The sequence below is a fragment of the Arthrobacter sp. EM1 genome (genome assembly GCF_029964055.1).
In the GTDB taxonomy this organism is placed as follows: domain Bacteria; phylum Actinomycetota; class Actinomycetes; order Actinomycetales; family Micrococcaceae; genus Arthrobacter.
The window spans coordinates 3,073,865-3,093,195 of the sequence record NZ_CP124836.1 but is presented as its reverse complement, the minus strand read 5'-3'; the positions used below and the strand labels follow the sequence as shown (position 1 = coordinate 3,093,195).

The 19,331-nt window shown below is 64.9% G+C and carries 18 protein-coding genes; 7 read left to right on the top strand and 11 right to left on the bottom strand.

Annotated elements, in window-relative coordinates:
* Positions 1-37 precede the first annotated feature (37 nt).
* On the top strand, positions 38-1,492 hold the full coding sequence (locus QI450_RS14325) for an MFS transporter (protein WP_226775385.1): 1,455 nt from the start codon (positions 38-40) through the stop codon (positions 1,490-1,492).
* Between the two features lie 52 nt (positions 1,493-1,544).
* Positions 1,545-2,033: a GNAT family N-acetyltransferase gene (locus QI450_RS14320; protein WP_309485694.1), complete on the top strand. Its 489-nt coding sequence runs from the start codon at positions 1,545-1,547 to the stop codon at positions 2,031-2,033.
* An 18-nt stretch (positions 2,034-2,051) separates the two neighbouring features.
* On the opposite strand, the gene QI450_RS14315 is transcribed toward QI450_RS14320, so the two are convergent.
* The 10 genes from QI450_RS14315 to pxpA all read right to left on the bottom strand — a co-directional run bounded on the left by QI450_RS14315 (position 2,052) and on the right by pxpA (position 12,244).
* Positions 2,052-2,945: an alpha/beta hydrolase gene (locus QI450_RS14315; protein ID WP_226775386.1), complete on the bottom strand. Its 894-nt coding sequence runs from the start codon at positions 2,943-2,945 to the stop codon at positions 2,052-2,054.
* A 118-nt stretch (positions 2,946-3,063) separates the two neighbouring features.
* Complete coding sequence (locus QI450_RS14310; protein WP_226775387.1) at positions 3,064-4,260, bottom strand: FAD/NAD(P)-binding oxidoreductase; 1,197 nt, start codon at positions 4,258-4,260, stop codon at positions 3,064-3,066.
* A 174-nt stretch (positions 4,261-4,434) separates the two neighbouring features.
* Positions 4,435-4,779: a cupin domain-containing protein gene (locus tag QI450_RS14305; RefSeq protein ID WP_226775388.1), complete on the bottom strand. Its 345-nt coding sequence runs from the start codon at positions 4,777-4,779 to the stop codon at positions 4,435-4,437.
* Positions 4,780-5,012: 233 nt separating this feature from the next.
* Positions 5,013-6,728 (bottom strand): alkaline phosphatase family protein, encoded by a 1,716-nt coding sequence (locus QI450_RS14300; RefSeq protein WP_226775389.1) that lies wholly within the window; start codon positions 6,726-6,728, stop codon positions 5,013-5,015.
* 35 nt (positions 6,729-6,763) lie between these two features.
* Positions 6,764-7,795 (bottom strand): DUF6454 family protein, encoded by a 1,032-nt coding sequence (locus QI450_RS14295; RefSeq protein ID WP_226775390.1) that lies wholly within the window; start codon positions 7,793-7,795, stop codon positions 6,764-6,766.
* A gap of 185 nt (positions 7,796-7,980) precedes the next feature.
* On the bottom strand, positions 7,981-8,967 hold the full coding sequence (locus QI450_RS14290) for a biotin-dependent carboxyltransferase family protein (protein ID WP_226775391.1): 987 nt from the start codon (positions 8,965-8,967) through the stop codon (positions 7,981-7,983).
* A complete protein-coding gene (locus tag QI450_RS14285) occupies positions 8,957-9,862 on the bottom strand; it encodes an allophanate hydrolase subunit 1 (protein WP_226775392.1) in 906 nt (301 codons plus the stop codon). Before QI450_RS14285 ends, QI450_RS14290 begins: the two co-directional genes overlap by 11 nt.
* A complete protein-coding gene (locus QI450_RS14280; protein ID WP_226775393.1) occupies positions 9,859-11,211 on the bottom strand; it encodes an acetyl-CoA carboxylase biotin carboxylase subunit in 1,353 nt (450 codons plus the stop codon). The genes QI450_RS14285 and QI450_RS14280 overlap by 4 nt, the downstream gene beginning before the upstream one ends.
* 2 nt (positions 11,212-11,213) lie before the next feature.
* Entirely contained in the window at positions 11,214-11,453 is a 240-nt protein-coding gene (locus QI450_RS14275; protein WP_226775394.1) for an acetyl-CoA carboxylase, read from the bottom strand.
* A 35-nt stretch (positions 11,454-11,488) separates the two neighbouring features.
* Positions 11,489-12,244: a 5-oxoprolinase subunit PxpA gene (gene pxpA / locus QI450_RS14270; RefSeq protein ID WP_226775395.1), complete on the bottom strand. Its 756-nt coding sequence runs from the start codon at positions 12,242-12,244 to the stop codon at positions 11,489-11,491.
* A 120-nt stretch (positions 12,245-12,364) separates the two neighbouring features.
* On the opposite strand from pxpA, the gene QI450_RS14265 reads away from it, so the two are divergent.
* Positions 12,365-13,828 carry a PucR family transcriptional regulator gene (locus tag QI450_RS14265; protein WP_226775396.1) on the top strand — a complete coding sequence of 488 codons (1,464 nt, stop codon included), beginning with the start codon at positions 12,365-12,367 and terminating at the stop codon, positions 13,826-13,828.
* 60 nt (positions 13,829-13,888) lie between these two features.
* Here QI450_RS14265 and QI450_RS14260 read toward each other — a convergent pair whose 3' ends face one another.
* Positions 13,889-14,914: a LacI family DNA-binding transcriptional regulator gene (locus QI450_RS14260; RefSeq protein WP_226775397.1), complete on the bottom strand. Its 1,026-nt coding sequence runs from the start codon at positions 14,912-14,914 to the stop codon at positions 13,889-13,891.
* A gap of 289 nt (positions 14,915-15,203) precedes the next feature.
* On the opposite strand from QI450_RS14260, the gene QI450_RS14255 reads away from it, so the two are divergent.
* The 4 genes from QI450_RS14255 (at position 15,204) to QI450_RS14240 (ending at position 19,331) form a co-directional block, all read left to right on the top strand.
* Positions 15,204-16,220, top strand: coding sequence for an asparaginase (locus QI450_RS14255; protein ID WP_226775398.1), 1,017 nt, complete (start codon positions 15,204-15,206; stop codon positions 16,218-16,220).
* 68 nt (positions 16,221-16,288) lie between these two features.
* A complete protein-coding gene (locus tag QI450_RS14250) occupies positions 16,289-17,176 on the top strand; it encodes a polysaccharide deacetylase (protein WP_226775399.1) in 888 nt (295 codons plus the stop codon).
* On the top strand, positions 17,176-18,570 hold the full coding sequence (locus tag QI450_RS14245; RefSeq protein WP_226775400.1) for an MFS transporter: 1,395 nt from the start codon (positions 17,176-17,178) through the stop codon (positions 18,568-18,570). The genes QI450_RS14250 and QI450_RS14245 overlap by 1 nt, the downstream gene beginning before the upstream one ends.
* On the top strand, positions 18,567-19,331 hold the full coding sequence (locus QI450_RS14240) for an SDR family oxidoreductase (protein WP_226775401.1): 765 nt from the start codon (positions 18,567-18,569) through the stop codon (positions 19,329-19,331). The genes QI450_RS14245 and QI450_RS14240 overlap by 4 nt, the downstream gene beginning before the upstream one ends.

Below are 19,331 nucleotides of genomic sequence, written 5' to 3'. Positions count from 1 at the left end.
GCTACGCGGTTCGGCGCGGACGGGAAGAGACGATCACGTGAAAACAACACTTGCCGAGGGAGTCGGCTTCCGCTCCAAACGCGGGCCCATCCTGATAGCCCTGATGCTTTCGACCGGCCTGGTGGCGATCGACTCGACGATCGTCGCGACCGCCGTGCCCTCGATTGTGCATGACGTTGGCGGATTCACGTCCTTTCCGTGGCTCTTTTCCGCCTACCTGTTGGCCCAAGCCGTCTCGGTGCCCGTCTATGCAAAGCTCTCCGACATCGTGGGCCGCAAACCGATCATCCTGATCGGGATCGGGTTGTTCCTGCTCGGTTCGATCCTGTGCGGGCTCGCCTGGAGCATGCCGGCCCTCATTGCGTTCCGTGTGCTGCAGGGACTGGGCGCCGGGGCGGTCCAGCCGATGGCCATCACCATCGCCGGCGATATCTACACACTGACCGAACGGGCCAAGGTGCAGGGCTACCTGGCCAGCGTCTGGGCTGTCTCCTCAGTCGTGGGTCCAACGCTCGGGGGCGTGTTTTCCTCGCTGGGCATCTGGCGGGGGATCTTCCTGGTGAACATCCCGCTGTGCCTCCTGGCCGGGTGGATGCTGATCCGGTCCTTCCACGAGGACATCGAGCGGGTGAAGCACCGCGTTGACTACTTGGGGGCGGGGTTGCTGACAGTCTCGCTCAGCCTGATCATCCTCGGCGCCCTCGAGGGCGGCCAGGCGTGGGCCTGGAACTCCGCGATCAGCATCGCCGTTTTTGCCGCCGGCGCAGTCTTGTTCGCAGCGTTTATCCTCGTTGAGCGGCGGGCAGCGGAACCGGTCCTGCCGCCGTGGGTGGTATCGCGGCGTCTGCTGGCGACGACGGCGATGATCTCCTTTGGCGTCGGAGCCATCATGCTGGGCCTCACCTCCTACGTGCCGACGTTCCTCGAAGGTGCCCTCTCCACCTCCCCGATCCTGGCCGGCTTGGCGCTGGCGGCGCTCACGATTGGCTGGCCGATCAGTGCCTCCCAGTCGGGCCGGGTCTATCTTCGGATCGGGTTCCGGCGGACCGCCATGATCGGCGTCGCGGTCACGGTCATCGGCGCAGCGGTGCTTGCCCTGACCGCCTCCACACCCAGCATTCTTTTAGTCGCCATAAGTTGTTTCATCGTCGGGCTCGGTCTTGGGCTGGTCGCGACCCCAAGCCTCATTGCCGCCCAGTCAAGCGTCGAATGGAACGAGCGCGGGGTAGTCACCGGCACCAATCTCTTCGCCCGCTCGATCGGCAGCGCCATCGGAGTGGCAGTCTTCGGGGCGGTTGCCAACGCGATCTACTCCGGCACCCCGGGCGGCAGCACGGATCCGCACACCATCGTCTCGGCCTCCGGGGCAGTGTTCCTCTCGGTGCTGGTCGGGGCAGTGCTCACGGTGATCGCCGTCATCGCCATGCCGGCCACCAGCCACAACGCAGGTTCAGCCGGGCAGCACCGCCGCGCCGAGGCAATCGAAAACTAGCCGGCGGCATCGGTTGTCCCAGCTGGTCACAGGGGGCTGAAATACTGGGCCCATGATGCTCGCCGCACTGGACCTGCCCGGTGGACCCTTTACGATCCGGAAAGCCGAACCCTCCGACGTCGGCCCGATTTTGCGGCTCCTGGCGGACGACCAGCTCAGGGCCTCCACCGACTCGGTAGCGGCCGAGGCCCGGGGGCCGTACGATCGCGCCTTTCAAGCCATTGACGCCGATCCTGCGCAACTGCTGGTCGCCGTCGTGACGACTGATCGGGAGGTAGTTGGGACGATGCAGCTGACATTCATCCCCGGACTCGCCCGTGGTGGGGCGACTCGACTGCAGATTGAGGCGGTGCGGGTCCGGGCGGACCTGCGGAGCAACGGACTCGGGGGCGCCATGATCAGCTGGGCTGTCAACGAAGGCCGCCGGCGAGGCGCAAGACTGGTCCAACTCACGTCCGACGGCTCCCGGGTCGCGGCGCACCGGTTCTATCAGCGGCTTGGCTTCGAAGCGTCGCACCTCGGTTTCAAACTTATGCTCTGAGGGCCCGCTTCGAGTCTCTTAGCCGACCAGGCTCAGTACCGCCTGCGCAAACGCGTCCGGGTCCTCCTGCGGCACGTTGTGCCCAATGCCCGGAAGGACCCGGTGGCGGTAAGGGCCGGTGAAGTGCCCCCTGCCGGCTGCCGCCGCGGGGCCGCCGACTCCGTCGTCCCCGCTTTCGAGTATTACCGTTGGAACGCTGATCTGCGGCTCCCGGGCGATCAGCTCCTCAAGCCCTTGGTACCGGGGGTCGCCGTCGACCAGCCCGTAGCGGTGGCGGTAGGAGTGGATGACAACGTCGACGAAGTCGGGGTTGTGCAGGCTCGGGGCGCTCGCGGTGAAGGCCTGCCGCGCACCATCCCAGCCGGGCGACCAGGTACGCCACAACAGCCCGCACAATTCCTCGCGGTTTAGTTCCAGCCCGCGGCGCCCCCGCTCCGAGTGGAAATAGTACTGATACCAGTAGCTTCGCTCCCATTCCGGGAGGGCAGGCTCGCCGGACCGGGCAAGGTTGTGCATGTTGTAGCCGCCCACGGAGACGAGGCCGGAAACCCGTCCGGGCTCCAGGGCCGCCACGACGCAGGCCGCCCTGCCGCCCCAGTCGTAGCCTGCCACGACGGCCTGGCCGATGCTGAGGGCATCCATAAAGTCGATGAGATCCTGGCCGAGGGCGGCCTGTTGGCCCGAGCGGATGGTCGTGGGGTCGAGGAACCGGGTCGGACCGAACCCGCGGAGGTAGGGCGCGAGCACATACGCGCCCTGGCCGGCGAGGACCGGAGCGACGTCGTCGAAGGCCCTAACGTCATACGGGAATCCGTGCAGAAGGATGACCGGGGTCCCGCCCGGGTCGCCCGCGGACTCGTATCCGATGTCCAGGACGGGCGTCTGAACGCGGCCGGAGGATAAAAAGCTCATGGTGCCATTCTGGCCCCGGCGGGGCGTTGCCCCCGGAACCTGCCGTGGGCGCGCCTGCCCGCCGATGGGATCGGGGCGGAGCCCCTGCCCCGCCGGAGTTCTCCTGCTGCCCGTGGAGTTATATGCGCCCCTTGAGGATCAGGTTCCAGTACATAAACGGAAGCCCGTAGCGCTTCAGCAGCCACATGTCGCTGCGTTCCTTCGTGGTGTCGATGAACGGAATGCTGGGGGCGGGCTGCAAAGTGTAATCAAACTCCGCCAGCAGCATTTTCCCCCGCGCCGTGGTCAGCGGGCAGGAGGAGTACCCTCCGTACTGGGCGGCCGGGGCTTGCCCTTCAATGGCAGCCAGCAGGTTCTTCACCAGCACCGGGGCCTGCTTGCGGATCGCAGCGCCGGTCTTCGAGTTCGGTGTAGACCCCGCGTCGCCCAGGGCAAAAACTTCCGGGTACCGCTTGTGCTGCATGGTGTGCTTGTCAACGTCCACGTAGCCGGCGGGGTTGGCCGGGTCCGCCAGCGGGGTGCGCTTGAGCCAGTCCGGCGCAGACTGCGGCGGCACAACGTGGAGCAGGTCGTAGTGCAAGGATTCCTGGGAGCCTGCCGCATTGTCAGTAATCACTGCCACGCCAGCGGCCGGGTCCACAGAGGTCATCTCGCTGTTGAAGCGGACTTCGATGCCGTACTTGGCCACCACCCGCTCAAGCTCATCGGCGAACACCTTGACCCCGAACATACCCGGCGTCGGCAGAACCATCACGACCCGGATCTTGTCCAGCACCCCCTGCTTTTGCCAGTAATCGGCGGCCAGGTACGCGATCTTCTGCGGCGCGCCGGCGCATTTGATCGGCCCTGAGGGCTGGGTGAAAACGGCCGTTCCGGACTTCAGGTTCCTGATCATGTCCCAGGTCTTTGGTGCCAAGTCGAAGCGGTAGTTGCTGGAGACGGTCGGCGACTCCAGGGCCTGGGCCATGCCCGGAATCTTGTCCCAGTCCAACTGGATGCCGGGACAGACCACCAGATAGTCATAGGTGACGGATCCGCCGGACGCCAGTGCGACGCTTCGCCGCTCAGGGTCAATATCCGTCGCGGCGTCCTTGATCCACGCAACTCCCTGCGGCATTACGGTTGCCTGTGGACGGACCGACTCCGTCTGGCTGGCCGAACCGCCTCCCACCAGGGTCCATAACGGCTGATAGTAGTGGTGCTCGCTCGGCTCAATCAGGCCGATATCAGTCCGGCCAGCATGGCGGAGCCGGGCGGCGACACTCAGTCCCGCATTGCCGCCTCCGACGATCAGGATCTCGTGATGCATAGTCATGGATAAGACGCCTCTCTCGAACCGGGCGTCGCTTCAGCGCGGACGCCGTTCTCTTCGTGTTGCTACACACTGTGATGCCAACCACTCTATACCCTGGGGGGTATTTTTGCATAGCTTCACCAGAGGCGTGAACCGGAAGATCCTCCCGGCCTGATCCGGGGCCGCTGCGGGCGCCTACGCCTGCCTGACGATATCGACCGAGATCTCCACCGCCGGAGCGGCCCCCCTGTTCTCCAGCCAGTGAATGGTGTTCCCGTCCTCGGGCCAACCCATTCCCGGGCCATAGTCCGTGGCCGCTCCATTGCGATGGTCGGTGATGGTTCCTTGCAGGATGTAGACCATGCCGGGCCGGTCTTTATGGTCATGCACAGGGCCGAAGACGCCTCCCGGCTCGATGGTCACCATCCGCATCCGGAGCAGGCGTCCTGCCATGCCTTCGATCTCGGGCCCCAGGTCAACCGTTCCCAGCAGCTGCGCCGCAACACCTTTTGTCTTCGGTGCCGCCTGCTCTTCGCTCATGGTGCTCTCCTCTGTCCTTGCTGTTGCGCCCGCCGGCACCCGGAGTCTGCACGGCTACGGCAAGGACCTCTCGGCCCGGGCGACGGACTGTTGGCTGTATTAGCTGGTCTACTCCGAAAACGGTTCCTGCATCAAGACCGCCTGCCAAGGAAAAGGAACCGCCTCCGGCGCGTGGCCGGAGGCGGTTCCTGGGGGTGCTGTGTTGAGGACGCGCAGGGACTGCGCGAGGGTGCCTACCTCTCGTCGTCCCTGCCGTGCTTTTCGTCATCGTCGTTCCTTTTTGTGATGGAGGCGACGGCGCCGGTGTTTTCGTCGAGCAGGACCTTGCCGGTGCGCTGCTTGTGGAAGTTGAACATCTCGTTCAGCGAGCCGGCCGCGGAGTCGGCGGAAGCGTCACCGATCCGTCCGGTCTGCCAGTTGTCCTCGATGAAGCGCAGGATCGAGGTTTGATCGGTCTCGGTGTGGTCTACGAACTTCTTCTTTGCGTAGGGGGAGATGATCACGAGCGGCTGGCGTGGGCCGGGTCCGCAGCGGTCAGCGTAGCCGCCCGCCAGCGGAACTCCGCTGGCGGCGGCGTCCGTGCACCAGGCGGCGTCGTCTTCAGTGTTGGAGGAGTTCTTCACCTTGGCGGCGACATGGTCGTACCAGCCGTCCGAGTCGTCGTAGGCGAGCACCACGGCCGTATCCTCCCAGTTCTTGGAATTCTGGATCTGGTTGACGGTGCTGGTAATGAAGTTCTGCTCGTCGATGGGGTCGGAGTAGGCGGCGTGGCCGTCCTGGTACATGCCCGCCTTTAGGAAGGACACGGCGGGCATGTTGTCGGTGTTGACCACCGTGTTGAACGCCGTGAGGTCGTACTGGTGGTTGGCCTGGCCGTTGTGGCCAATTTCCGCGTCCGACGCCGGGGCGACGTGGTGCGGGTTGGCGGTGGAAGCGTAGTACTGGAACGGCTGGTGGTGCGGGGAGTAGTCCACGACGTCGGCGCCCGCGGCGTTGGTGTGGCTGGACAGGCACGATGCAGGTGTGCTCCCGGACGCCGGGGTGGTGGGCGCGAAGCCGCCCTGGAACCAGCCCCAGGACGTGCCGTTGGAGTTAAGTAGGTCGCCGATGTTCTTGCCGTCTAGGCCGGCCAGGTTGTTGGTTTTGGCGTGGCTGTTGTTGGAGCAGTCGTCGTAGACCGGGTCCGGGTCGTTGATGATGGTGCCGACGCCCTTCGCGTCCGGCCGGCGGACGGTGTAGTCGCTGGCCGCCGGTTTAACGGGCTGGCCGGCCGCCGTGTATTCGGTGGCTCCGTGGGTCTGGCCGGAGACCAGGTTCAGCGCACCCGGAGTGGACGGTCCGAAGACGGTGCTGAAGTGGTTGTCGCTCATGGCGTAGTTCTGGGCGTAGTTCCAGATGCCGGTGACGGTGTTTCCGTCGTAGTAGTCCATTGTCAGCCCGCTGCGGCCGTACTGGTTGGTGCCGCAGGCGTCCCGGCTGGTGAACTCAACAAACTTGTCCATCAAGCCGCCGTTGTATGCCTTTTGCTCGGCGCCATAGTTGTGGTCCTGGTCGCAGGTGACGGCCTGCAGGGGCGAGAGGCGGGCCGGCTGGGCAGTATTGGGGTTGTTCGGGGCTAGCAGGCCCGCGGTGGCCAGGGTGTCGATTTTCTTGGGCGTGCTCTTGGCGGCAGTGAAGGTGGCCGCCGGGGTGCCGGTGCCCTGTTGGGTTTCGCCGGGAATATTCGCGGCCTCCGGGTAGGTGGCGAAATAGTGGTCGAAGGAGACGTTTTCCTGAAAAATCACCACCACATGTTTGATCGGGGTCGCGGTTTCAGCGTGCTTATCTCCGGCCGAGGCCGGGGCGGCGCCGACGCCGATCAGGCCGGCTGCCAGCGTCGACGCGGCCAGAGCCGCGGCGCCGGTGACGGCGGCGAGGCGTTTTCGGGTGGAGCGTGCTGGATGAGGCATAGGGTGTCCATTCATTTATAGGAGGTGCAAGGGGCTTACTCGGTTGCGGTAACGGTGGCCTCGTAGCTGAGGATTTCGGTGCCGTTGCCCTCATCGCCGTTGTCGGGAGCCACCCTCATGGTGAGGTGGTCGCCGTCGGCGGTCATTTTGAACGGGTTGCGCGTCGCCGCGTGACCGGCGGTGGACCACTGCTGGAAGGGGACGTCGCGGAGTACACTGCGGGATTTGAGGTCGATCATCGCCATTCCGCCGAGTTCGTAGCTTGCGCCGGCTCCGCCGGACTGCGTGGCCTGGGGGAGGTTGGTGATCCCGCCGCAGAGCATTTTTGAGTTCGGCACGTACTGGCAGTCCTGGTAGTCGATGAAGTAGTTCGGGTTCTGCCAGCTAGCGAGCTGCCGGCCGTGCAGGTCCCATTCGGCGAAGCGTCGCGACCCCCAGGTGTTGCCGACGAGGTGGCCCGTCTGCTTGTCCATCACGATGCCGCCAAAGTGGTCCTTGACCTCGAATTGCTTGTGCACCTCGAGGCTGCTCGCGTCCACCCGGTAGACGATGGCGCTGCTGTTGGGCCGGTACTGGGCAACCGGCACCCAGACGTTGGTGCCGTCGAAGTCGATGCCGCCGGGGTGGTACATGTCGCCCTCGCCAAGGATGATGTCCTTCTGGAGGTTCCCGGCGTTGTCCATCACAAACAGGTGGCCGACGCCCTTGCCGGGCGTACGGTCAAAACCGTCCTGTGTGGCGGGCAGCTTGGTGGTCGGTTCCAGGATCTGGACAGCCGAGAGGAAAATGTGGTCCTCACTGAAGGCGATTCCTTCGGTGTGGTACGTGGGAAAGTCCAACTTCAGCTTGCCGGTCTGCTGCCAGGCTGTGGCACGGTCGACGCCGCTGAACGCCTCGGACAGTGCCGTGTCAGTTACGTGGTGGCTGCCGGCGTCGCCCCCGCCGTGCTGATCGTTGTTGCCGGCGGCCTGGGCGGCCTGGGCGGCCGCAGTGCCGCCGATTGCGGCCGCTGTCAGGACGATGGCTGCGGCTGCCGTGAGGATGCCTCGGGTGCGAGTCGTGCTCATGGGGGAGCCTTTCAAAGGGTGGATCTCAACAGGACCCGGCCAACGTACTCAGTGGTAATGAACCCATTGTGGAGTGGCGGTGAACGGCAGGGATCGACGATTGGCCAGTATCCGGGCCGTACAGCAGCCGGAAACACAAAAGCAGGAACCGGGAGTCCTTCCGGTTCCTGCTTTTGTGCCGTGCATCAGCGGCTGGAGCCGAGGGCTGCCCGCGCCTCCTGTTTGCGTTCAGCGAGTTCCTTGCGCGCCACCAGCGCCTCGTCCTGGCTGACGGCAACGAATCGGGTGGAGGTCCCGGGAGCGGCACGGGCAACCAGATCCATGTCGGCGCTGATGACGGTTCCCACCATGGCGTAGCCGCCGCCGGAGACAGCATCGCGATGCAGGATGATCGGCTGGGTACCGCCGGGAATCTGGATGGAGCCGACGGCGTAGCCGGCGTCCACAATGTTGGACGGATCGGAACCGGCCCCAAAAGGCTGCTCGCGCTCTATCCATTTCACGCCGGGGCCGGAGTACCGCAAGCCCATCCGGTCAGCCACCGGGGTCACTTTCCACTCGCCGTTCAGGAGATTGTCCAGTCCTTCGGCGGTGAGGCGGTGGTCGTACAGGCCAAGGACTATCCTGACGTCCTGTTCTTTTGCGAACCCTGGACGGAATTCTTCCGGAATCGTGTCGCCGTTGGGTACAACACCGCCGTTCAGCGGAATTCCGACCGGAACCTGGTCGCCGGCCTCCAGCTTGCGGCCATGGAAGCCGCCGATCGCGCCCAGGCTGTAGGTGGACCGGCTGCCGAGCACCTCGGGAACGTCGACGCCGCCCTGGACAGCGATGTAGTAGCGCGTCCCGCCGCGGATAACCCCAAAGCTCAGCTCATCTCCGGCGCCCAGCCGCAGCCGCGTCCACTGGGGGCGGGCTTCGCCGTTGACTTTCACCTCCACTGGAGCCCCGGTGATGGCGACGACGGCGTCCTCGCCGGTGGTCAGCACCGGGCCCAGATACGTGCATTCCAGGACTGCTTCCCGGGCGGTGTTGCCTACCAGGGCATTGCCAAGTTCGGCAGAGTACTGGTCCATGGATCCGCTCTGCGGGATGCCCACGTTGTAGTGGCCGGTGCGGCCCTGGTCCTGGACCGTGGTGGCAAGCCCGGGGTTCTTGATATCAAATGCCATTGAGGGCCCCCATAAGTTCCTGGTTGTACGCTTCGGGATGGGCCAGCGCCTTGGACACATCGAATGTCACGGGCGCCTGCCGGTAGCGGAAGGTCCCCGCCGAGATCTCGGCCTGGATGGTGTTGTATTCGGCTTCCGTGACCGGCTTGAACTTCACGATGTCGCCCGGCCGGAAGAAGACCATAAAGTCCTTGAAGTCAGCCAGTGCCTGGGCCGGATCGAAAATCGGCGCGGCGGCTACCCCGAACATCTGGTAGCCCCCGGCACCCCGCACGGAGTAGATGCAGCCGAAGCAGCCGCCGTGGCCCACCGTCAGCTTGGGCGTATCGGTGCGGGGACTCAGATACTTTGGCACTTCCAGCTGCTTGTCCTGCTCAACTAGCTGGAACAGGAACGGCAAGCCGGCGACGAATCCAACCATGGTGACAAGCCACGGCTGCTCATGATGGCGCTGGATGAATTCGGCGGCGTCCTTGAGGTTGTTGACCTTTGCTGCGTAGTCGATGTCCGTGCCGTCCGGCTCCTGATGGAAGCCTTCGCGGAACCGCCCGGCCACCTCTGCGGTGAAGGGATCGTCGTACCAGACCGGGACTTCGACGATCCGGGTTTCCAGGGCCCGATCCTCCTGATGGGACAGGTCCCCTTCAATAGTCCGGACGGTCTTTTCCAAGGTCGACGGCGGCAGGACGTCAGGATCGAACCGCACCAGCAGCGAAGCGTTGGCAGGACAGACATCCACGATGCCCGGCAATTCCATGGCTGAAAGCTTCGCGGCAATGGACATCACCTTGAAATTGGCGGCCAGGCTCATGGACTCCGAAACTTCAACGAACAGGAATTCGTCCCCGCCCCAGGTGTAGCGAGCCTCCGGTACTGCAGGTGCGGGGCTATTCATGGCGCCTCCATTAGATCGGCAACGGTTTCTATGAACTTCGAGTGGTGGCTGACCGCGGCGAATTCGGGCCTGGCCAGCAACAGCTTGTGCACCGGGATCGTGGTTTTGACCCCTTCGATCACGGTCTGGTCCAGCGCAGCCAGCATGGCCTCAATGGCGGAGTCGCGGCTTTCCGCATGGACTATCAGCTTGGCAAGCATCGAGTCGTAGTAAGGGCTGACCGTGGATCCGGCCTCGACGCCGGTGTCCACCCTGATGCCGCCGCCTGCGGCCCAGTCCAAGGCGGTGATGAGGCCGGGGCTGGGGAAGAAGTTGTTCTCCGGGTCCTCGGCGTTAATGCGGCACTCGATGGCGTGGCCGGCAAACGTGATGTCCTCCTGCCGCAAGGACATCTCACCGGTGAATGCGATCAGCAGTTGTTCGCGGATCAGATCGACGCCCGTGATTTGCTCGGTGATCGGGTGCTCAACCTGAATTCTGGTGTTCATTTCGATGAACGCAGCTTCATGATTGACCGGGTCGTAGAGGAACTCGACTGTTCCGGCGCCGCTGTAGCGGCAATCGCGGGCGAGCTCCACGGAGGATTCCCGGATTCTTTCCCGGACAGTGTCCGGGAGGTCCGGCGCCGGAGCCTCTTCAATGACCTTCTGCGAACGCCGCTGCATGGAGCAGTCCCGGTCCCCGAGATGGATGAAACGCATTCCGTCGCCGAGGATCTGTACTTCTACGTGCCGGGCGTGCTGCACAAAACGTTCCAGATAGACTGTCGGGTCCCCGAATACGGAGGCCGCTTCGCCGCGCGCGATCTCGATGGTGTCCAGGAGCTCATCTTCGCTGTGCACAAAGCGGATGCCCCGGCCGCCGCCGCCGGCGGAGGCTTTGACGACGAGCGGATAGCCGACCCTGCGGGCGACCTCCACGGCGTCGGCATTCGGCTCCAGGGGTCCGTCCGACCCCTGGAGGACCGGGACGCCGGCTTTGCGGGCGGATTCCCTCGCCAAGGACTTGTTGCCCATCATTTCGATCGCGTCGGCATCCGGCCCCACCCAGATCAGGCCAGCAGCTGCGACCTTCCGGGCGAATACCGCGTTCTCGGAGAGGAACCCGTAGCCAGGGTGGACAGCATGGCAGCCGGTCTCCAGCGCCGCAGCGATGATGGCATCCTGGTTCAGGTAGCTGGCGGGGGCAGGAGCCGGACCCACCACAATCACGTGGTCGGCGGTCCGGGCAGCCAGGGACTCGACGTCGGCTTCGCTGGCAGCCAGGACCGTCTCGATTTCCATTGCACGGGCGGTTCGGGCAATCCGCACCGCGATCTCGCCGCGGTTGGCGATCAGCAGTTTCCTCATGGCTATCCCTCCCGGATGATAACGACGGCGTCGCCCGGGTTGACCATGTCGCCTTCCTTGACTTCAAAGGATTCCAGTGTTCCGGCGACATCGGACTGGATTTCGGTGAACTGCTTCATGATCTCGATAATGCCCAGGGTTTGTCCTACCTCGATGGTGTCGCCCTCATTGGCGAAGGGCGGCTTGCCCGGACCGGGCTTGCGGTAGAAGATGCCGGGAAGCGGGGAAATGATGGTTGCCACGGGGTGCTCTCTTTCGGGAAGTTGGATACTGCGGTTCAGGCCAGGACCGCACGAACGGCGCCGGCCACTGCAACGGAGTTGGGCGCGTCGGAGTGGACGCAGACGCTGCGGAAGGTGATGTCCAGTTCGGTTCCGTCAACGGCCAGGACGGGCCGTCCGGCCAGCGCCCCGCGCACCCGCTCGGCGGCGGCGTCGGGGTCGGTCGGAGCCGGGCGGCGTTGGATCAGCAGCTCCCCGGACGGACCGTAATTGAGGTCAACGTAGAGTTCGGGCACGAACTCGACGCCCATGGCCCGGCACACGGTTTCGTGGGCCGTCCCTGCAAGTCCGAAAAAGGGGACGCCGAACTGCGAAGCGGTTCCGGCGGCGGCCTGCATCAGTTCCTCGTCGCCGGCCAGCATTCCGTACAGGGCGCCATGGGGCTTGATGTGGTTTAGTTCCAGCCCGTGCTTTGCGAGGAACGCAGCCAGGGCACCGGTCTGGTAGAGGATGATCGACTCGACTTCACCGGGGCTCATGGTCATACGGCGGCGTCCGAATCCGACCAGGTCAGGGAGGCCAGGGTGCGCACCGACGGCCACGCCGTGCTCTGCGGCCAGCGCAACGGTCCGGTTCATCACGTCCGGATCGCCCGCGTGGTAGCCGCAGGCCACATTGGCGACGTCGATGATCCGCATAAGTTCTTCGTCGTTGCCGAACTCGTGGAGGCCCACGCCTTCGCCCATGTCGGAGTTCAGCAGCACCCGGCCTGGCGGGTAAGCGGGGGTGTCGGGAGTCACATTGCTTTGCATGGGTGCAACGCTACTCAGCATCGGGGCTCACGGATATTGTGCAGCTCGCTGAATTTGATTCCCTCACTTATGCTTACCGCACTAGCCAAAGATCTTGAGCCTGCCGTTCCTGGAGGATCCTTGCGAATTTCAGACCTGGTCGGAGATCCCGACCTCAACATCCGCCTGCGTGTTCCGGGCGGCGCCGGACGGCTGGCCAGGCCCATCACCTGGTGCGCCCCTACCGAGCACATGGACCCCACGCCGTTCCTCAGCGTGAATGCCCTGGTGCTGACCAACGGGATGGGCCTGAACGTTACAGACTTCAGGATCTGGGACGCCTACGTGGAACGGCTGGTCGCCGTCCCGGTCTCCGGACTGGCGTTTGGGCTGGGCGCCGCGCACCGCGAGCTGCCGGTCGGCCTGGTCCGGGCCTGCGAGACCCATGGCTTGCCACTGCTGGAACTCCCGCCGGAAGTGCCGTTTGTGCTGATCATGCGCCACGTGGACCGGGTGATCGCCGCCGAGCGCTACGAGGAGTTGCGCAAGGGCTGGGAGCTGGCGGATGAATGCACCCGGTTGGCCGCCGACGGGCATTCCCTGGCCGAGGTTTTGGAGCGGGTGGCGGACGCCGTCGACGCCAGGGTAGCGGTGATCGATCAAAATGCCTTCGAGCTCGTTGCCGCGGGCACGGCTCATGGCGGGACCACCCGGACCGCGCTTCGGCTGCCCAGCGGTGAATCCGCTCAATTCCGGCTGGCCATTGAGGGTATCGGGAGCAATATCGTCCTGCAGCCGATCCTGGGTCCGGTGGCTGCCGTCATTGGAATGCAGCTGAGTTATACACTCGGGTCGCATTCGCCACTGCATTCCGTCGAAGCCGCGCGGTTTATGGAGGCCCTCTACGAGGATCGCGGTGATCCTTCTACCCCGCTGCGACGCTATGCCCTCGAATCCGGCTGCGATCCCGACGGCGGCTGGGACACTGTGCTGGTCGGAAGTTCCGGCGAGGTGGCGCCCGCCAGGCTTCGTGCCATCGCCTGGCGGGCCCGGGTGGGCTTGCAGGGCGCCTATGGCACGGTCAGGTTTATGGAGGAGTCCGGGCTCACCACATTGCTGCTGCAGCATCGGCACGGACCTGCTGATCTGCTCGCTGCCGTCAGTGAGTTCTTTGTGGATGCCCCGGAATTGTCCGTCATCGTCGCGGAGTCCGCGAGCCTTGGCGAACTGCCGCTGACTCTGCAGCTGGCCCGGCGTCAGATGGGGCGGCCCGGGGTCCATCACGCGCCGCCGGCCGATCTCGCCGGCATAGTGCAGGGGCTGCCCAGCCCTGGTCTGGTGGCAATGTGCCAGCGGCTTCTGGCACCCTTGGCCGCCGATGGTGGTGGCGCCCTGCACGAGACCTTCGACGCCTACCTCCGCCACAGCGGAAATTCCGCCAGGATCTGCGATGAGCTTTTTATCCACCGAAACACCCTCAGCTACAGGCTGCGGAAGATCGAGGCGCTCCTGCAGCTGGATTTGTCCGACGGAGAGGTCCGGGCCACCTGCATGCTCGCCCTCAGCATCGTTGCCTCTTTGCAGCTCGACGCAAAGCTCGTCTAGTCCGGCGACGACGGCCGCGCGGACGACCCCGCACCGTTGGCGAGTCGTTTCTGCGCTGGTTTAGGCGCTGCTTTCCCGGACGCACAAGGTCGGCACCAGCTTCACGGACTCGACGTGTGCGCCGTCGAGCACCCCCTTTAGCAGCTGCACCGCCGTACGTCCGATATCCAGCATTGGCGAGCGGACGGAGGACAGCGGAATGGGCAGCTCCGCGGCCAGTGACGTGTCATTAAAGCCGACCACTGCCACATCGGTACCGACGGTGAGGCCATGGGACCGCAGCGCTCCCATGGCCCCGATCGCGGCGAAGTCATTCACGGCGAAAAGCGCCGTCGGGCGGGGACGGCAGTGCGTCAGGATGGTCTCGGCCGCTTCACGGCCCCCGGCAGTATCGAACCGGGACCACACCACGGCGTTCCCGGGCAGCTTTCCCCCCAGCGAACGCCAGCGGTCGACGAAACCGGCCGTCCGGTCGACAGCCGTGCTGGCGTACGGCTCGCCGGCGATCACCGCGACATTCCGGTGCCCGGTCTTCCACAGGTGCTCGGCCACAAGCTCCCCGCCCAGGACGTCGTCGCAGGTAGCCGCCGGGTAGCCCGGGACGCGGCGGTTCATCAGCACAAACGGCACCTTCCGGTCGGTCAGTTCCACCAGCAGCCCAGTGTCCAAATGGGCGTCACCGATGATCAGCCCGTCCACCCGCCGGGCGAGCATGGTGTCCGTCTTGCGTCGCTGTTCCTCAGGGTCATCGCGCGAGTTCATCACAAATGTCGAATAGCCCAGTTCCGCCGCGGCCTCGTCGATGCCCTCGTACATGATTGCCAGGACAAGGTCCGAAAGCCGGGGAACGATTACGCCCATGAGCCGGGTCCGCCGTGTCCGGAGGCCAGCCGCCTGGGGGTCGGGGGAGTAGCCGCGCTTCCGCGCCAGATCACGCACCCGCTCGGCCGTCGCCACGGAGGCGGCCCCCCGCGCAACGTCAGTGCCCGAGTGCAGGATCCGGGACACCGTCGACGGGTGGATCCCGAGCTCGTTGGCAAGATCCTTCAGCGTGACGGCCCGGCCATCGCCTGCGGCTTCGTTCATTCTTTCCCCCTGGCTCGGCTCATAAAGACGTCATCACCAAGACTGCCCGAAAACGTGCGGATCCCTGCTTCGTGAGCTCTTGACGTGCCGCACATCACATTCTATAGTCATCTCACCGGCTAACCCAATCGATTGGGTACCGAGCAGGCCGGAATCAGGCTGCGCAGTGTTTACACCCTCGAAACACCCGGAAGCATTTAGCCGAAACATCGCGGCGATAACTTTTTAGCCAACTACCCAATCGATTGGGTGCGCTTCAGGCATCAGGCGCTTAACTAACGGAGTGGAAATGACTGTCACAGATCTGCAGGGCCCCCACGTGGTGCTGTTGGCCACAGGAGGAACAATTTCTTCCCGCGCGGCCGAGGCCGGGGGTGCCGCTGTGGCGTCGGACACGGGCGAGCAGGTGTTCGCCGGCATGGGGATTCCGGCCCGGCATCCGGTCCGTGTGGTGGATGTTTTCCGGAAAGGTTCGTACCTGCTGACGGTTGAGGACATGATCGCCATCTGCGCCAAGGTCCGGCAGGCCCTTGCTCACCCGCAGGTTCTGGGAATTGTGGTCACCCACGGGACGGACACCATGGAGGAGACCGCCTACCTGATGGACCTCACCCACGATGATCCCCGGCCCGTCGTCTTTACCGGAGCGCAGCACCCCGCCGACTCCCAGGCACCGGACGGTCCCGACAATCTCGCCCGCGCGATTGCAGTCGCCGGCTCCCCGCAGGCGCGTGGAAAAGGCGTACTGCTCGCCTTCGCGGGGACCATCTACCCCGCGGCGGGAGTCCGGAAGAGCCACACAACGAGGCTCGATGCCTTCGCCAACCCGGACTTCGGCACGGCAGGATCGGTATCCGGTTCAGGTGACGTCAGCCTCGACCGTGCCCGGCCCGCATACGACCCGTTTCCCTTGCCGGGAGCGGCGGCCGGTTCACCCCGCGTGGACCTCATCGCCGCTTACCCCGGGTCCGACTCGACCCTGTTGCGGGCCAGCCTCCAGGCCGGGGCGGCGGGCATAGTGCTCCAGGGGACGGGTACTGGCAATGCCAACCGCACGATGTGCCGGGCAGTAGCGGACGCCAGCGCGGCCGGCGTCGTGGTGGTGACGAGCACGAGGGTGGAGGCCGGCGCCGTTGTGCCCAGGTACGGCGACGGCGGCGGTGAAGATCTGCGTGCCGCAGGCGCCATTTCCTCCGGCCTGCTCAGGCCATCCCAGTCCCTGGTCCTGCTCAGCCTGCTGCTCAGGCTCGGTACTCCCCAGCACCGCATTGCGGACACCTTCGCCCTCCGGGGCAAGGTCCCTTGACAGTTACCGCACCGAACCAAACCCCAATAACCAAAACCCAAGAAAAAGCGCAGTGAAAGGTTGATCTCATGACTAAGGACATCCAAGTCGCGTTCGGCGTCGACGTGGACGCCGTTGCCGGAATGCTCGGTTCCTACGGCGGCGAAGACTCCCCGTGTGATATCTCCCGGGGCCTGTTCAGCGGGGAAGTCGGCGGCCCGCGCCTCATCCGTCTTTTTGAGAAGTACGGACTTCCCGCCACCTGGTTCGTGCCCGGTCACTCGATCGAGACATTCCCGGAGCTGACCCGGATGATCGTGGACGCAGGCCACGAAATCGGCGTGCACGGGTACTCGCACGAGAACCCCATCGCCATGACCCGCGAGCAGGAGACGGCCATCCTGGACCGGTCCATCGAACTCATCGAAAAGGTCTCCGGCCGCCGTCCCACAGGCTATGTCGCACCCTGGTGGGAATTCTCCGGGGTTACCAATGAGATCCTCCTGGAACGCGGGATCAAATACGACCACTCCCTGATGCACCGCGACTTTGAGCCCTATTACGTCAGGGTCGGCGACAGCTGGAAGAAGATCGACTACACCAAAGACGCCGAAACCTGGATGGAACCGCTGGTCCGGGGGCGCGAAACCGACCTCGTGGAGATCCCGGCCAACTGGTACCTCGATGACCTGCCTCCCATGATGTTCATCAAGGCATCGCCAAACTCGCACGGCTTCGTCAGCCCCCGGGACATCGAACAGATGTGGAAGGACCAGTTTGATTGGGTCTACCGCGAAATGGACCAGGCGGTCTTCACCATGACCATCCATCCGGACGTCTCCGGCCGGCCCCAGGTCCTGCTGATGCTCGAACGCCTCATCGAACACATCAACTCCCACGAGGGCGTCAGCTGGCACACATTCGACCAGATCGCGGACTCCTTCCTCACCCGCAGCCCCCGAAAGGAAAACCAGTAATGACCATCCAGCAGCCTGCCGTCGATCTGACGCAACCCGCACCCGATGAGAAGCGCCGTTTCCCGGTCTTCTCCAAGCGCCACACCACCACAGCCACCGTTCTTGCCCTGCTCGCCTGGACCGTGGCCGTCTTCGACTACGGGCTCTTCGGCACCCTCTTGCCGGCCATGCAGGAGGAGTTCGGCTGGACGGCACCCGAAGCCTACGCGATCAACACCTGGATCGCTGTCGGCACCGCAGTCGTTGCTTTCGGGATCGGACCTGTTATTGACCGGCTCGGCCGTCGCAAAGGCATGATGGTCACCGTCGGCGGCACCGCCGTCGTCTCCGGCCTGACGGCTCTGATTCCGACTGGCATCCCGTTTCTGAGCAACGGGCTGCTGGTCCTGGTCCGTTCCTTCGGTGGGCTCGGATTCTCGGAACAGGCCGTCAACGCGACGTACATGAACGAGGTCTACCAGGTGACCGAGGTCGCCGATAAGCGCAAGCGCCCCGGCTTCCACTACTCCTTCATCCAGGGCGGCTGGCCGCTGGGCTTCCTGCTCGCCAGTGCCCTCGCCCTGGCCTTCCTGCCGACCCTCGGCTGGCGTGCCCTCTACCTGATGGCCACCGTTCCGGCAGCCATCATTGTGTGGGTCATCGCCCGGAAGCTCAAGGAGACCCCCCAGTTTGAACTGCACCACAAACTGACCGAACTGGAGAAGAGCGGCAAGTCCGCCGACGCCCACTCCTTGGCCCACGCCTACGGCGTCGAACACTCTTCCGCGGCACCGCTCAAGCGGATCTGGGAGCCGCAGCTGCGCCGGAACACCATCGTGTTCTCCCTGGCCTGGATCGTAAACTTTTTCGGCATCACCATCTTCAGTGTCCTCGGCACTTCCGTCCTGAAAAACGCGAAGGGCGTGGAACTCTCCGACGCTTTCTGGATGCTCATCGTGATCAACCTGCTGGCGTACTTCGGCTACGTCTTCCACGGCTGGCTCGGGGACAAGATTGGGCGCAAGCGGACCATCATCGGCGGCTGGATCCTCTCCGGCATTTCCTTCACGATCATGCTCAGCCCCATCGCCACGAGCCCGTTCATGATCATCCTCACCTACGGCGCCGGCCTGTTCTTCCTTGTCGGCCCGTACGCTGCGATCCAGTACTTTATGGCTGAGTGCTACCCCGTCAGTTGCCGAGCCACCGGCACCGCTTTCATCGGCGCCATGAGCCAGCCGGGCACCATCATCGGCGGGGCCATCTTCACCGCAATTGCCGCCGGAAGCGGGACCGGCACCGCAGCCGTCTGGGTGGGTGCGCTGGGAACGCTGGTTTCCGGCCTCCTGATGATCGCCGCTAAGCCGCCAACGGAGGCCTTGATGGAGGACCACCCGCACGAGGTCGGAGCATGAGCGCGGGAAAGGTCGCGATAATCACCGGGGCGGCCAGCGGAATCGGACGCGCGCTTGCCGTCTACTACGCCGGACACGGGGTGCGGTCGGTTATCGGAACCTTTCCCGGCGACCCGCACGACCCGCAGGAAACCCTCCGCTTGGTGCATGCGGCAGGGGGTGCGGGCGTCATCCACGAAGTGGATGTCCGCAGCACCCCTTCCGTCGATGCGTTCGCCGAACGCGCCGTCGAGGAATACGGGCGGCTGGACTTCGCAGTGGCGAACGCCGGAATCCTCCGCAACTCGCCCCTGGGCGAGATGACCGACGAGCGCTGGCACGACATGCTCGACGTAGACCTCACCGGCGTGCTGCGAACCCTGCGGGCCGGGGCGGCGAAGATGACCGACGGCGGAGCAATGGTTGCGGTGTCGTCGATTGCCGGCGGCGTCTACGGGTGGGAGGAACATGCCCACTACGCGGCCGCCAAGGCCGGTGTGCTCGGGTTGATCCGCAGCGTGGCCGCGGAGCTGGGGCCGCGCGGCATCCGCGCCAACGCTGTCATCCCCGGGCTGATTGAGACGCCCCAGTCCCTGGACCCGGTGAACTCCCTTGGGCCCGACGGCCTGCAGCGTGCCGGACGGGAGATCCCCTGGGGCCGGGTCGGCCGGCCGGAAGAGGTTGCCAGCGTGATCGGCTTCCTGACCTCCGATGACGCTGTTTACGTTACCGGCCAGTCGCTGATCGTCGACGGCGGTCTCACCATCAAGATGCGTGCCTGA

Coding starts and splice junctions, on each gene's coding strand:
- QI450_RS14320 (WP_309485694.1), top strand. CDS start 1,545: ATGATGCTCGCCGCACTGGACCTGCCCGGTGGACCCTTTACGATCCGG.
- QI450_RS14315 (WP_226775386.1), bottom strand. CDS start 2,945: ATGAGCTTTTTATCCTCCGGCCGCGTTCAGACGCCCGTCCTGGACATC.
- QI450_RS14310 (WP_226775387.1), bottom strand. CDS start 4,260: ATGACTATGCATCACGAGATCCTGATCGTCGGAGGCGGCAATGCGGGA.
- QI450_RS14305 (WP_226775388.1), bottom strand. CDS start 4,779: ATGAGCGAAGAGCAGGCGGCACCGAAGACAAAAGGTGTTGCGGCGCAG.
- QI450_RS14300 (WP_226775389.1), bottom strand. CDS start 6,728: ATGCCTCATCCAGCACGCTCCACCCGAAAACGCCTCGCCGCCGTCACC.
- QI450_RS14295 (WP_226775390.1), bottom strand. CDS start 7,795: ATGAGCACGACTCGCACCCGAGGCATCCTCACGGCAGCCGCAGCCATC.
- QI450_RS14290 (WP_226775391.1), bottom strand. CDS start 8,967: ATGGCATTTGATATCAAGAACCCCGGGCTTGCCACCACGGTCCAGGAC.
- QI450_RS14285 (WP_226775392.1), bottom strand. CDS start 9,862: ATGAATAGCCCCGCACCTGCAGTACCGGAGGCTCGCTACACCTGGGGC.
- QI450_RS14280 (WP_226775393.1), bottom strand. CDS start 11,211: ATGAGGAAACTGCTGATCGCCAACCGCGGCGAGATCGCGGTGCGGATT.
- pxpA (WP_226775395.1), bottom strand. CDS start 12,244: ATGCAAAGCAATGTGACTCCCGACACCCCCGCTTACCCGCCAGGCCGG.
- QI450_RS14260 (WP_226775397.1), bottom strand. CDS start 14,914: ATGAACGAAGCCGCAGGCGATGGCCGGGCCGTCACGCTGAAGGATCTT.
- QI450_RS14255 (WP_226775398.1), top strand. CDS start 15,204: ATGACTGTCACAGATCTGCAGGGCCCCCACGTGGTGCTGTTGGCCACA.
- QI450_RS14250 (WP_226775399.1), top strand. CDS start 16,289: ATGACTAAGGACATCCAAGTCGCGTTCGGCGTCGACGTGGACGCCGTT.
- QI450_RS14245 (WP_226775400.1), top strand. CDS start 17,176: ATGACCATCCAGCAGCCTGCCGTCGATCTGACGCAACCCGCACCCGAT.
- QI450_RS14240 (WP_226775401.1), top strand. CDS start 18,567: ATGAGCGCGGGAAAGGTCGCGATAATCACCGGGGCGGCCAGCGGAATC.